At 52.9% G+C, this 13,522-nt stretch carries 11 protein-coding genes; 3 read left to right on the plus strand and 8 right to left on the minus strand.

Annotation, left to right across the window (positions count from 1 at the left end; all coding sequences use genetic code 11):
• Positions 1-6 precede the first annotated feature (6 nt).
• The 8 genes from HRU73_RS05865 to HRU73_RS05895 all read right to left on the minus strand — a co-directional run bounded on the left by HRU73_RS05865 (position 7) and on the right by HRU73_RS05895 (position 12,447).
• Positions 7-5,148: a hybrid sensor histidine kinase/response regulator gene (locus HRU73_RS05865; protein ID WP_287399857.1), complete on the minus strand. Its 5,142-nt coding sequence runs from the start codon at positions 5,146-5,148 to the stop codon at positions 7-9.
• A gap of 73 nt (positions 5,149-5,221) precedes the next feature.
• Complete coding sequence (locus HRU73_RS05870; RefSeq protein ID WP_276818454.1) at positions 5,222-7,282, minus strand: methyl-accepting chemotaxis protein; 2,061 nt, start codon at positions 7,280-7,282, stop codon at positions 5,222-5,224.
• A 330-nt stretch (positions 7,283-7,612) separates the two neighbouring features.
• Complete coding sequence (locus HRU73_RS05875) at positions 7,613-8,257, minus strand: PulJ/GspJ family protein (protein ID WP_276818453.1); 645 nt, start codon at positions 8,255-8,257, stop codon at positions 7,613-7,615.
• 2 nt (positions 8,258-8,259) lie between these two features.
• The gene (locus tag HRU73_RS05880) at positions 8,260-8,640 is read right to left on the minus strand and encodes a type II secretion system protein (protein ID WP_276677672.1); all 381 of its coding nucleotides are present in this window, start codon (positions 8,638-8,640) and stop codon (positions 8,260-8,262) included.
• 4 nt (positions 8,641-8,644) lie between these two features.
• Positions 8,645-9,127, minus strand: coding sequence for a prepilin-type N-terminal cleavage/methylation domain-containing protein (locus HRU73_RS13400; protein WP_078737664.1), 483 nt, complete (start codon positions 9,125-9,127; stop codon positions 8,645-8,647).
• Positions 9,048-9,500, minus strand: coding sequence for a type II secretion system major pseudopilin GspG (gene gspG / locus HRU73_RS05885; protein ID WP_276818452.1), 453 nt, complete (start codon positions 9,498-9,500; stop codon positions 9,048-9,050). The genes HRU73_RS13400 and gspG overlap by 80 nt, the downstream gene beginning before the upstream one ends.
• Complete coding sequence (locus HRU73_RS05890; RefSeq protein WP_287399860.1) at positions 9,500-10,720, minus strand: type II secretion system F family protein; 1,221 nt, start codon at positions 10,718-10,720, stop codon at positions 9,500-9,502. The genes gspG and HRU73_RS05890 overlap by 1 nt, the downstream gene beginning before the upstream one ends.
• Positions 10,717-12,447, minus strand: a complete 1,731-nt coding sequence (locus tag HRU73_RS05895; protein WP_287399862.1) for a GspE/PulE family protein — start codon at positions 12,445-12,447, stop codon at positions 10,717-10,719. Before HRU73_RS05895 ends, HRU73_RS05890 begins: the two co-directional genes overlap by 4 nt.
• A gap of 343 nt (positions 12,448-12,790) precedes the next feature.
• Between HRU73_RS05895 and HRU73_RS05900 the strand changes: the two genes are divergently transcribed.
• From HRU73_RS05900 to HRU73_RS05905, 3 genes are read left to right on the plus strand one after another with little or no spacing between them, the layout of a single operon-like run.
• Positions 12,791-13,012 carry a ribbon-helix-helix protein, CopG family gene (locus HRU73_RS05900; RefSeq protein ID WP_041356728.1) on the plus strand — a complete coding sequence of 74 codons (222 nt, stop codon included), beginning with the start codon at positions 12,791-12,793 and terminating at the stop codon, positions 13,010-13,012.
• Positions 13,012-13,227 (plus strand): type II toxin-antitoxin system RelE/ParE family toxin, encoded by a 216-nt coding sequence (locus tag HRU73_RS13405; protein WP_353765109.1) that lies wholly within the window; start codon positions 13,012-13,014, stop codon positions 13,225-13,227. Before HRU73_RS05900 ends, HRU73_RS13405 begins: the two co-directional genes overlap by 1 nt.
• Positions 13,220-13,513 (plus strand): addiction module antidote protein, encoded by a 294-nt coding sequence (locus HRU73_RS05905; protein ID WP_287399863.1) that lies wholly within the window; start codon positions 13,220-13,222, stop codon positions 13,511-13,513. The genes HRU73_RS13405 and HRU73_RS05905 overlap by 8 nt, the downstream gene beginning before the upstream one ends.
• Positions 13,514-13,522 lie beyond the last annotated feature (9 nt).

Here is a 13,522-nt window from a genome sequence, read left to right on the forward strand (position 1 = left end):
TCCATCTCACCCTTTGATCAGGCGTTCGATATGGTACAGCAACTCTTCCTCCTGATAAGGCTTGCCCATGAATTCATTCACACCCAGTTCTTCCGCCACCTTACGGTGCTTGTCCGCAGTGCGTGAAGAAATGATGATGATCGGGAGGGTATGCAGTTGCGGGTTGTCACGCACCGCCCGAATCAGCTCAAAACCATCCATGTGCGGCATTTCGATATCGACCAGCATGATCGCGGGTGTCGTTTCACGCAGCAGCTGCAGTGCTCCCACTCCATCCTTGGCAATCAGGATTTCATAGCCCTGCCGCTCCAGCAGGCGACTGGTGACTTTGCGTACCGTCAGTGAATCATCGACGATCATCACGACCGGTGCAGTAGCAGAAGGATGGATATCCGAGGCATTGACCGGTGCAACCGGCCCTGCAGACAGCAGCTCCTGCACCTGCTCGCGCTGCAGCAGCCTGATCGGGTCGATGATCAGCACAACGCTGCCATCCCCCGTGATGGTGGCACCTTCGATGCCTGGTGCACGAGACAGCTGCGGACCGACGTTCTTGACCACCACCTCGCACTGGCCGACCAGTGCATCGGCATGAACAGCCAGTCGTTCATGCCCTGCCTGTAACAACACGATACGGTTGTGACGCCGGATTTCAGGAAAAGTATGCGGCACACCCAGCAGATGCGGCAGATAGATCAGCGGGAAGCGATCATCATTCCATGTCAGATGATGTTCCCGGTAAGCCATACCCAGTGTTTCTGAATTCATTTCCAGCACATGTACCACGTTCGCAGCCGGAATGGCATAGGTGCTGTCGGCTGCTCTGACCATCAGCGCCTGCGTTACCGCCAGGGTCACCGGCAGACGCAGCGTAAAGGTGACACCCCGATTTTTTTCCGAGGTCACGGTAATATTGCCGCCAATCTCGCCCAGCTCGTTTCTGACGATATCGAGGCCGACTCCCCGCCCTGCCATATCCGTCACATTATCCAGCGTGGAAAATCCATGTGTGAAGATCAGCGGATACCACTGTTCATCATTCTGTTCATTTTCCGGATCATCCAGGCCAAGCTGGTGTGCTTTGTCACGGATACGCCCGGCATCCAGCCCGATACCATCATCCCGCAATACCATGACGATTTCGCTGCCTTCCTGATGCAGATCGAGTGTGATCTGTCCGGTTTCCACCTTACCGGCCTGCAGGCGTTCTTGCGGTGTCTCGATGCCATGCACCAGCGCGTTACGCAGTAAATGTTCCAGTGGAGAGCCTATTTTATCGATCACACTCCGGTCGAGTTCGATATCCTCTCCCTGAATCGTCAGGCTGGCCTGTTTGCCAGTATCTTTTGCCGCCTGTCTGACCACACGGTAGAGACGCTCAGAATAATGTCTGAATGGAACGGTACGAATATGGACCAGATCCTGCTGTAAACGGCGATTCAGATGTGCCTGCTGATCCACTGCCATATCAGCAGCCCGCCGCATTTCACGCAGGCTTTTATGGATGGTGACCACATCATCCATACTTTCTGCCATCAGCCGGGTCAATTCCTGGAAACGCGTGAAATGATCCAGCTCCAGCGGGTCGAAATCAGCCTCATCGGTTACCGAAGGCAGCGCGCCAGAGGGAATCCGGGTTTCAGCCAGCAACTCGATTTCACGCAACTGACCACGCATACGATCCACACTTTCACCCAGATCCTGCAGATACTGCTCCAGATCATACAGCTGCGCTTCGATGCGGGAACGGATGAGGCTCGACTCTCCCGATTCGTTGATCAGGCGATCTATCAGCTCCGCATCGACCCGCAGAACAGTTTTGCGCACAGGCTGATCGTCCTCTGCAATTACGGGGAAAACGGGAAGATCCGGTCGTATCCCGGTTTCCTCAATCGGCGAAACAGGCTGCGGCACGGGTTGTAGGGAGGATCTCAACTGTTCGATATCATCCAGGATGATATCGAATCGGCTTTCAAGCCGATCGAGCAGTGCTGCTGGCACAGCCTGGTCGTATATGGACTCGATATCGCTTTCCATCTGGTGCGCCTGATCACTTACCTGCAGTGCGCCAGCAATGCGAGCACTGCCTTTCAGTGTATGTAATGCACGCAATACCGCCTTGCGTGCAGCCACCTGCTCAGGCTGTCTGCGCCATGCCCGCAGATTTGTTCCAATTTCGGATTGCAGTTCCTGTGCTTCTTCGAGAAACACTTCCAGCAATTCCCGATCCACACCAGTGGATTCAGCCTCGGTTTCAATCGACTGAACTGGTGAAACCGGCAACGTAACAGCAGATTCCTGTAACAGGACAGGAGCGATTTCCGCCAGAATTTCACTCGCCTGCAGCTCGGCAGATTCAGGTTTGATACATTCAGATTCAGCCGACTCCGTTTCAGGCATTTGAACCGACACTTCTTCCAGAAGACGTGCCAGCTCGTTCGTCGTTTCTTCCCCTGCCTGTAATGTTTCAATCGAGGGATACTGATGATTGCGGATGGCCGTCACCATGTCATCCAGCAAATTTACGGCCGCCGTCATGTGAGGCAGTATCTGTGGTCCCGGCATACCTGAAGTCATCAGCAGGCGATTGAACCAGCGTTCCAGTACTTGTCCGGTCTGTGCGATGAAATCCAGCTCCAGTGCGCGTGCGGTGCTGGTCAGAGTATGCGCCGCCAGCATCGACTCATGGGAAATCGACAGAATGGTATTACCTTCGGATAACCCGAGCGCTTGCTTGAGAGTATCAACATGGGTGCTGGCTTCCTTGATGAAAATGCTGAACAGCTCGGCCGGTACTTCGATCTTCCCGATTTGCACCATCGTTTCGGTTACAGACTCAGCTTCTACAGCAGAGGGAGATACAACGGGTTCCACGGTCCATTCAAGACTCGTTTCCTGCTCAGGCACGGCAGACAGAGGGAGTACAGGAATCGTAGCGTCCATGGCCGTCTGTTCTTCCGTGCCGTACATCATTTCCCTGATTCGGTCGAGCAAGTGCTGCGCCCTGATTTCTGCGGTACCGTTCTTTTTCAGGCTGGCACACCAGTTGCAGAACTGTCTGTGGCTTTCCGCCAGCAAATCCAGAAGTTCACCGGTTGCCGGTTTCTGCTCACTCAACCAGCGGTTCATGAGTTGCTCGATACGCCATGCCACTTCGCTCAGCGCTTCCAGTTTCACCATGCGGCCACTACCCTTGAGGGTATGAAAGTCGCGGCGAATGGCGGTCAGTGCAGCCAGATCCAGATGATCGCCGTAACAGGCTTCCAGGTGTGCTGCGATACTTGCCAGCACATCAGTGGATTCATCGAGAAAAATCGCCAACAGTTCGGGGTCGTACAGCTGATCCGTGGCAGCTTCAGATGGCATTTCAGGAGCCGTGAGTGCCGGTTCGGCAGAGATTGCCGGAATATCTGTTGACAGAGATTGCCCGGCCAGCTTCTGATTGAACTGGCTGATCGTCGCAGTAAGAATTTCCTCGGAATCCGACTGGGCATTTCTGAGTGCTTCGATATAAAAACCGAGGCCACTCAGCGCATCGGCCAGCAGAATCTGTTCGGCCTGATCCAGTGGCCGATTCGGATCAGTCAGTTTTTCAACGAGATCGCGACATGAATCGAGCAGTGTACCGGCCCGATCCAGTCCGAGCATGAGCAATACCCCGCTGATCTGGTTGAACAGTTCCGGCAGAACCGGCAGATCGTTCCGTATTTCCGGCTCAAAAAAGAAGCGATCGAGGATATCTTCGACTTGGGCCAGGTTGGTGAGCACTTCCTGCGCCACCTGCTTGAGCAGCTTCTTCTCCTGGGCGAGGTGCCCTGCCTGATCCGGGCTGGGCAGATCAGGCAAATCGTCTTCATTTCCCTTTCCGGTGGTCACCGCACGGATGCGGGTAGCAAGCACCTCAACCTGGGCCGGAAATTCCGGTGACAACCGATGGAAATTGTCGATGGCATTCTCGGTCAGCAACAGGGATGAAGCAATGTCGAGCGCAATCCCCTCATTCATGCTCTGCGGGCGAATACGCAAATAGGACAAGGCGCCATGGATGACACCCGCCAGTTTCTCCAGCGGTGGACAATTCACCCGTGCAGCCTGGGTTCTGAACCGTTCGACGAGCGCCAGCAGCGAGGAAAGATTTTCCTGATCCTCGGCGTTGAATCTGCGCCACCGGTCGTTGATGTCCTCCAACAGAACACGCATATTCTGCAAATCCGAAGCAGTTGTCTCTTCGTCCAGGATGGATTCGTCGAGATGCTCCCGGTTGTCTATCGTGGACAGAGGAATCTGCCAGTCATAAACGCGCCCGATTTCCTGCAGACGCTCACTCACCGGCTGGCTGCGAGCTACCCGATAAAGCAGTTCTCTCGTCAGACGATCAGCAACGGTATGCGATTCCTTGTTCAGATGCCTGATTTCCTGCTCGATCTTACCGCATAATCTGCGGGCCGATTTATCGGCGGCCTGTACCTGATGAAGCAGACTGTCCAGAAACCCCGAAGAGATCCACCAGAATTTTCGCTGCTCGATGGGAGCGGGCAGTTTCTCAACCGAACGCACAGCTTCCACCATTTTCTGCAGACTGTGTCTGTCTTCCGCATTTTTCAGCCAGCTCAACAGACCTGACTGGAATTGTGCACGCGCCTGTTTGGCGGCCTCCTGCCGGGAGGAATCATCCAGATCCGGCTCCACCGGCTGTAACGGTAACGATTCGCGCACATCCGGGAAAAACAGATCACTTTCGGAAATTTCTTCCAGCCCCTGTATCTGCATGATTTTCCGGTAGACCGGGAACAGTCTGACCGGGTTATCCGTCTCACCATCGATCAGCGCATCCAGATAACGATAAATGGAACGGATTGCCTGCCGGGTGACGGTCAGCACTTCCGTATCCGGCTCGGTACGCCGTTCCTGCAAGGCAGTGAGCAACGCTTCCACATTATGACCGACGAACGCAACGCCATTCAGCTCCAGCATTTCCAGCATGCCATTCAGCTGATGCATGTAGTAGCGGCATTCTTCGATCTGTCTGGTATCGTCGGTATCCGTGGCATAGGAATCAAAATGACGATGGATCAGGGTAAAAATCTGCTCGATGGCTTCTCTGATCCCCATGACGGATGAGATGTTTATCCTGGTTGCAGTGTTCATGATGCGGCCTTATTGAGTCCTGAGGTTGATAACATTTCTGCTTTGTTGGAGCGTGAGTGTGTAGGTTACGCTGTCACACCTTGAAACTGGCGACGGATGATTTCAAGTCAGTGACATGTTCGGTGATCTGTTTGATGGAATCAGCATTCTGCTGGGTACCGCGGGAGGTTTGACGGGTAATGGACAAAATATCCTCCATACTTTTGGCTACCTTGTTGGAAACACGGGTTTGCTTGTGTGTCGCTTCGGTAATTCGAATCACCAGTTGCGCCAGGCGCTTCGACACCGTTTCGATTTCTTCCAGAGCACTTCCCGTGGTATTGGCGCGCCTTGCACCTTCAACCACCCCTGCCGTACTGCGCTCCATCGCAATGATGGTGTCCTGCGCATCCCCCCGGATGTTGCGAATCAGCGTACTGATCTGCCGGGTTGCTTCGGCCGAGTGTTCGGCCAGTCGCTGTATTTCCTGAGCAATGACAGAGAACCCTTTTCCGGCATCACCCGCTGCCGTTGCCTGGATAGAAGCATTCAGCGCCAGGATATTGGTCTGCTCGGTAATATCTGAAATCAAGGTGACGATCTCACCGATCTCCTGGGAGCTTTCTCCCAGCCGCTTGATCCGTTTGGAGGTTTCCTGGATGTAAACCCGGATTTCGTTCATACCGGCCATGGCATCCTGAACGGCATTGGCACCACTCTCTGCTGCATGCAGCGTTTGTCTGGCCACATCCGCGCATTCTTCCGCCGAGCCGGATACTGCCTCCAGCGATTCGGCGATTCCCAGTACGGCAACCGTGGCATCTTCGATTTTGCCTGCCTGTTCCCGGGTGGCATCCAGCAAATCGGATGAAATACTCTCTGCCTGATGGGAAGCGCTCATCACCTGAAAACTGGCGTGATTCACTTTCCTGACCAGTTCCTGCAATGCCTCGATGGTCAGGTTGATCGAATCGGCAATCGTGCCGGTAATATCTTCGGTGACGGACATCCGGGCAGTCAGATCGCCTCCTGCCGGTATCTCCATTTCATCGAGCAGACGCAGTATCGCCTTCTGGGTGGTTTCGACATTTTGTTCACCCTGGTGGATATGCTTGCGCAAACTGGTGGAAAACAGATGAATGAATACCAGACTGCTGATGATGGTCAGTACGGCCGTCAGATAAAACAGCACGGTTGTGAGCATGCCTGCATTATTGTTGTGCTCAGTGATTGCCTGTTCGATCTGGCTGACCAGTGTCGACAAGCTGTCGCTGGCTGAGAAAGTTTCATGTATTGCATGCCAGGCGCCGGTTACTTCCGGTGTCAGTCTCTGAGCAACACGCAAAAGATCTTCCAGTGCATTGAACTGGACACGAATCTGGGACAGTGTCCCGGAAGAAAGCTGATTGCCCTGCACAGTCGAATACAGCCAATCCCGCCCTTTTATCAACGTTTGGATCATCCCGGTTATTTGTTCAGATTCAACTGACTGCTGATCCGCCGGGCTGGAAACCTGGAACCCGCCCTCTATCAGAGAACGGACACTGCCGGTAATGAACTGGACAAGAATTTTTACGGTTTCGACTGCTACTGCCTGGTTGAATGCGTGCCCTGTCTGTGTCAGTTCGACAGAGAATTCCTGCAACTTTTTTTGCAAACCATGATTGACCAGATCCACCCGTTTCAGAATTTCTGCCAGACTGACCAGAGCCTCCCGGCTTTCCAGAATCTGACGAGCCCGGTTCTCCTTGATGCGCAATGTGTTCCGGAATGTCTTGAACAAATCTGCTGGCAGCAGTTCAGCTATGGCCGGGAGAGTTTCCCGCTGATATTCCCCCCCGTATTGCAGCAAGGTTGCGTAATGATTCAACTGGTCGAGGTTATTGCGCAGTTGCACAAAAGCCTGCTCGTTACCGCGCAGCGCCTCCGGAGAAACGATGGTCAGGTGCTGGATATTGGCATGAATACGTCCGACTATTTCAAGCGAAGCAGTATGAGTGCGTGCCTGTTGAGTATCGATGCGCAGCATGATCAGAGCAATCGACAGAAACAGAACGGACAATACTCCGGAAAACCACGACTGGCGGAAGATCTGAAGATATCTGGTTACGGGGAGCAGTACAGTCATATTGTTGGCATTGTTATAACCTGTCATACGCTGGAAATAAACCTCATCTTTAATGGAACTTCTGTCAGAACCACTCCCCCGGCATTCCAGCGAATTCCTGAAAAGCCGATATTATGATGACATAATTCCAGTGCAATAGGATAGTCGCAGCCTTTCGGGTACAAAAATCGGAAGAAATTCGTAAAACTCTTCTTTATCGTGCTTTTGAAACGAAGTGTTTCTATTCTGAAAAGCTGGTTGTGTCATCATCTAACGAAAACAGACAGGACGATGGGTTGCTATTAGCCAGATGAATAAATGGAGAAGATGGCAACAGTCAACTTGCCTCACATGTTCCCTGAAAAAATAATCAGTTCTTCAACGGCAGCTCAAGGATTGAAGATCGAGTTGGCAATTCGCTCCCGCATCGATTCTTGTACGAACAGATAATGATTCCGCTCCAGTTTGTCCAACATAATCTGCCTCGGTCCAGCGTAATGTCACGAGTTCAGGATGTTGTTCAGGTTCAGCAGGTTGCGTATGAAGGCCGCGTGAAGTGAGATAAAGATACTGCAGCGAGGCGCTTTTCAGATCCTTGAAGAGAATAAGCCGGGATTTCGGAATAGTGAACGATGAGCCTGCTTCCGATTTCCACTGTTCAAATACGATCATAAATTTTCCACTATCCGATGGCTCAATGACAATTCTTGTATTCATGCTTCCCCATTGAGAGCGGCCATCGACTGGAACAGCGGCAAATTCGAATACCGATTCGGTCGCGACGATCCGATATCGTTTGTCCGAGGTGACGGGTGGAATGAGGTTCGACAGAGCCTCTCTCACGACTGCAATCGCACGTTGTTCAGTCATCACCTGATCGGCAGCCTGCCTGGATTGCTCCACCCCTCGCTGAATCAGTGAGAATACTTCAGATGTCAGATAGACGAGTCCGCTGCCAATGATCATTGCGATGAGCAGTTCCAGCAGGGTGAAACCTTTTTCTGCCTTACAGGTGCCATGCATCCTCAACGAATCGCTCCGACACGATAAGCCTCAAGCGATACCAATGGTTGACCTCCCTGGAAGAAAACATCGACATGTACACGGCGAAGTGAAAATGGCCCTGCCGTGCCGGCAGAGCGATCTTTCTTTTCTGATTGCTCGATAGTTGCCATCCACGAGAAGGGTCCATCCTGTCCTTCGAAATGGCCCTCCATTTCCGTGGCGATGACAGCGTGTGCCTCCATCTGATTCTGTGCAACCAGTAGTGCTTCTGCACGTAAGGTATCTGCCTTGATTCGATCGAGATTCGTCACGATCGAAGGTAATAGCACACCAAAGAACAATGCCGCCACAGCGAGCGTTATCAGGGTCTCGAGCAGACTGAAACCACGTTGTACCGCCATACAGCTACTCGAGCCTCGAAGTCCCGGTCAACGTATCAATATGAATTCGTATGCGTGCCACTCCAGATACAAGCTCAATTATTCCCCCGCTGGATGATCCGTCGGTAAAGAAAGTGATACCCTCTGTACGTCCGACTTCTCCCGAACAAGTTACCATCCAATCAGTACTTCGGCTTGAGGTAACAGGTGTCGTTCTGTCGGAGGGAGCTGCCAAGGATTCACATGGAATAAATACAGCAGTACCGCTTCGCATCGCACTCAGCCGCGCCTTTCTCAAACGGTGCTCGATACGCTCCGATACAGTCTGCAAATGTCGATCATCCCCGGGTAAGGCTTGAGCGCCGATGAGAGAAAGCAACCCAAGCAACACGATTACCACCAGAAGTTCGAGCAGTGTTACACCGCGCTCACTGTTTATCCCAATTGCCGATATCGGTATCCTCGCCACTGCCCCCTTCCTTATCATCCGCGCCCAGCGAAAAAACATCTACAGGTCCATGTTTACCGGGTAACCGATATCGGTACGAACGTCCCCATGGATCAACCAAATGCTGTTGCTTTCGCACATAAGGGCCACGCCATCTGTTTACTCCCGGTGGAGCCTCCCACAGCGCCCGGAGCCCGTGCTCCATGTCCGGATAGCTTCCGGTATCGATCCGGTAGTAGTTGAGTGCAGTCGTGATGGTTTCCACCTGAAGAGCAGCCGTATCGGATTTCGCGCCGGAAAACATATTCATGACCTGAGGCGTGACTACGGCTGTCAACAACCCCATGATGACAAGCACAACCAGAAGTTCAAGCAATGTGAAACCCTGATTCACCCTTGGATTTAATTGAACAGAACAATAGAAATATTTCATTATGATCTCAATGCAAGTTGGTTGATACTGAGTATTCCGAGCATGACGCCACCCACGACAAGGCCAACGACGATACCGAGAAATGCAATCGCTAACGGGTTGACGAGAGCAAGCATTCGTTCGAGCTGCTCGGATGTATCTCGCTCGAGAAGCTGAGCCGCGCGTAAGGTTGTCTTTCCGAGCTCCCCGGTGTGCTCTCCTACTTCTATCAGCGCACATGTTTCATCCGGGATAACGTAGATAGCCCCAAGCGTCGTACCGATCGTACCGCCTTCGCGCAGTTTTCGTGACGCCCCTTCCAGTGCAACACGAAGACGCCTTGAACCCGCAGCCTGGGCGGCCAGCAGCACAGCCTCCGAAGCTTCCACACCACTTTGGAAAAGCATCCCAAGCACGTTGAGTACGCGAGAGACGTTCAACTGGTCAATGATCCGGACAGGTGGAAGCCGCATAATCGAAGCAGCGACCCAATCCCCAAAGCGTACCGATCTGCGATACAGCAAGAACCCGATCGCCAGAATTGCACCCATCCAGAGCAAAGATGTGATTGCATGATTTACTGCGAGATCCGAAAGCCACAGCACAAAACGAGTCATCCCCGGCAAACGGTGCTCCTCGCCCGCAAAAATCGGCTCAAAACCCGGGATCACCACGGTAAGTACGATCAAAAGCGCAATCATCACGGTAACCAGTACGATTACCGGATAGGTCAGCGCATTTGCAATCTCAGCCCGGGTGCTGGCTTGCCGCTGCAAGTAACGCCCTGCTGTTTCCAAACCTTCGGCCAGTCTGCCACCACTTTCCGCAGCTCTGATCATCGATGGCAGATACCGGGGCATGCCCGCCTCGATATCCAGGGCATCTGAGAGCGGGCCGCCTGCCTGAATGCGTGGTAACAAGTGTCGAGCCATCTTGGCAGAGGGTCGGTTTCCTTTTTGCCGCGAAACGACTTGCAACGCTTGCTCGATATTGAGGCCCGACCCCACCATCGTGCCGATCTGCTCACAAAAGAGCGCCACATCACGTATAGGTATCCGTCGGTTCAAAGTCACGGGCCGGCTCAGCAGATCATTCAAGCTGCCATCCTGCTCAATGATCCGAATCGGCGTCAGATTTTCACCAATCAATTGAACAGTAAGTTGGCGTTCGTCATCTGCTTCCCGGGTAAAAATACGGGAACCCCCTTCCGGCGTAATGGCCCTCACCGTGAATCGTGTCACTGTCCGACCTCTTCGACGACACTCAACACTTCCTCCAGTGTCGTTTCCCCTTGTATTACCCTATCCAGGCCATGAGACCATAAGGTCGGCGTGTTCTTTCGCCTGGTGATCCCCAGCAGTACCTCCTCTGCGTGTGGTTGCCGGATTGCTGCCTGCTCCTCTAGGCCGATTGGAAGAGCTTCAAAGATCGGTAATCTGCCTGTATACCCGCGTCCGCGGCACGCTGGGCACCCCATAGCCACGGGTAACTGACATGTCTCAGCCTTATGACCAGACACCGATACCAATGCATGACGTTCATCCCCTGTCGGTTCGCGTGTCGTGCAACATTCTGGACAAATCCGGCGAACCAGCCGTTGTGCACCTGCAAAAACCAGTGTCGACGCCAAAAGATAATCCTCGACCCCGAGATCGAGCAATCGAGTTATGGCCCCGGCTGCCGTATTGGTGTGTAAGGTGGCGAGTACCAGATGCCCCGTCAGAGCCGAACGGATGGCAATATCCGCGGTCTCCTGATCGCGAATTTCGCCGATCATGATCACATCCGGATCGTTGCGGAGTACCGATCGCAGGGCGGCCCCGTATGTCAACCCGATCTCCGGTTTGACCTGCAACTGAGATACCCCGGGAAGCGTGTATTCAACCGGATCCTCAACCGTCACGATCTTTCGTTCCGGACTCCGGATCGCGTTCAAGGCGGCATAAAGAGTTGTCGTTTTGCCACTACCTGTCGGACCGGTGATCAGGACGATACCGTGAGGACGATCGAGGGCTGCGCGCAGTGCCTGCAGGCCAGACGGATCGAGGCCCAGGCTCTCCAGTTCAGGCGACACCGAATGCTGCCCGAGCAGGCGCAATACCATGGATTCGCCATGGAGTGTCGGAAAGGTGGCAACACGTAAATCAAGACTGACTCCTCGCGTCGTAAAGCGGATACGTCCATCCTGTGGCAAACGTCTTTCTGCAATGTCGAGCCGCGCCATGAGTTTCAGTCTCGAGACCACTGATCGCGACCAGCGGTTCGACAGCACATCGACTTCCTGCAGAACACCATCGATCCGGTATCGCACGACCAGCGAATCAGTCATCGGTTCGAGGTGAACATCCGATGCACCGGCATCCATGGCCTGGGTGAGTAGCTGATGCGCCATACGTATAGCTGGCGCCTCCGAGTCATGATCCGAAAGCTTGTCGATATCATCCCCGGTACTGGAAGCGCCCGGCGTAACGTTGTCGGTACCTGCAGAAATATCAGCTATTCCTGCCTGGAGATACTCGTCGATATCCGACTCCAACGCAGCAACCGGTTCCACATCCTTGCCCAGGGCAAAGCGTATACCCGCAATCGCTACGTTATCCTGCGGATTAGCCATGGCCAGCCTGACATACGTCTCGGATACCATAACCGGACATACCCGGTGTTTTCGCAAGAAAGCCAGATTGAGATCATTCGGAATATGGGGAGGTTGCGGATACTCGGCACGGGTCAATACAGCGACACCGAGTATCCCTGCAAAGGTCTGCGCCATATCGCGTTCGGATACGACACCCAGTCGCGTCGCTGCAGTAGAAAACGCAATGCCATGTGCCAGTGCTGCCGCCTGTACGCGTTCGATTCCCTCGTCTGTGATGAGCCCGCGTTGCTGAAGTATTTCGATCAATGCAGGAGTTGTACCGGGAAGGTGCTCGGGTGGGTTTGATAAAGCCTGATTGGCTCGCATGCTCATCGTGAATATCGCAGTGCTACCTTGTGCTGAACAAGTCTGGCCTGACCATTGATATGATATTTCTTGCTGAGACTTGCACTGCTACCCCTATGCCAATTATGTGATCGAATTATATCAAAAGAGTGTATTGATTCTGGTCACCAGTGTGATCTGTCCCGGACATCCAGCACCATCGTAAATCAGACTGTTGCTCAAGCGGATTGGCACGCTTAGCTTGTATCAGCGTACATATCGCCCGGGCGACGCGATTGTTGTCATAAGCAGAAATTTAAGAAACTTGTTCATGCACCAAATAAGCGCTATATTTACGCATAAATGACGCTTATTTATCAACAGGAAAAATATGGCAAACGATAAAGAAACAATCCGCCTCAGCTTGAGCGTATCACCCGAGCTAAACGAACGGTTGGAACAGCTGGCTTCTTCTGGGCATACAACTAAAACTGAGATTTTACGCAAAGCCATTGCGCTGTATGACGTGGTCGCTGAAGCCAAATCAGAGAAAAAAAGACTGGGTATTCTTGATCAAAACAAACAATTACTCACTGAAATCGTAGGCATTTAGTGAGTGAACAGAGCAATGAGAGGCACAACGACTCCCAGATCAATCTGGGACTAAACAAGCTGCAGATTCACTACGGTCCTGGCTATCGCATCTACTTCCAGCGATGGAGAAACCTTCTGATTGTGCTGCTGTGCGGTGGGGATAAAAGTACCCAGGCTCGCGACATTGCCACCGCAAAGAAACTGTCCAAAGAATGGAGTGATCAAGATGATTGAACAACTGACAACCTACGACCCTGTCGCCGCCCTGGTGGATGATGAGGAAATTGCATTCTTCATGGCAGATACCTTTGAAACAGGTGATGCAACCTATATTGCCAAGGCTCTTGGTGTGGTTGCCCGGGCAAAAGGTATGACAGAAATAGCCAAAAAGACCGGACTTTCCCGTGAGCAGCTTTACCGTTCCTTTAGTGAAGGCGGCAATCCAACCCTGAAGACCACGCTCGCCGTAATGCAAGCCCTTGGCGTCGATATGACCGCCAAACTCCATACCCCAACCTGATCATGTAGC

Source organism: Nitrosomonas sp. H1_AOB3 (genome assembly GCF_015709435.1).
Taxonomy (GTDB): Bacteria; Pseudomonadota; Gammaproteobacteria; order Burkholderiales; family Nitrosomonadaceae; genus Nitrosomonas; species Nitrosomonas europaea.

Excerpts from the sequence above, each read along its gene's own strand:
- HRU73_RS05865 (WP_287399857.1), bottom strand. The coding sequence starts at position 5,148 with ATGAACACTGCAACCAGGATAAACATCTCATCCGTCATGGGGATCAGA.
- HRU73_RS05870 (WP_276818454.1), bottom strand. The coding sequence starts at position 7,282 with ATGACAGGTTATAACAATGCCAACAATATGACTGTACTGCTCCCCGTA.
- HRU73_RS05875 (WP_276818453.1), bottom strand. The coding sequence starts at position 8,257 with ATGCATGGCACCTGTAAGGCAGAAAAAGGTTTCACCCTGCTGGAACTG.
- HRU73_RS05880 (WP_276677672.1), bottom strand. The coding sequence starts at position 8,640 with ATGGCGGTACAACGTGGTTTCAGTCTGCTCGAGACCCTGATAACGCTC.
- HRU73_RS13400 (WP_078737664.1), bottom strand. The coding sequence starts at position 9,127 with ATGTTTTTTCGCTGGGCGCGGATGATAAGGAAGGGGGCAGTGGCGAGG.
- gspG (WP_276818452.1), bottom strand. The coding sequence starts at position 9,500 with ATGAAATATTTCTATTGTTCTGTTCAATTAAATCCAAGGGTGAATCAG.
- HRU73_RS05895 (WP_287399862.1), bottom strand. The coding sequence starts at position 12,447 with ATGAGCATGCGAGCCAATCAGGCTTTATCAAACCCACCCGAGCACCTT.
- HRU73_RS05900 (WP_041356728.1), top strand. The coding sequence starts at position 12,791 with ATGGCAAACGATAAAGAAACAATCCGCCTCAGCTTGAGCGTATCACCC.
- HRU73_RS05905 (WP_287399863.1), top strand. The coding sequence starts at position 13,220 with ATGATTGAACAACTGACAACCTACGACCCTGTCGCCGCCCTGGTGGAT.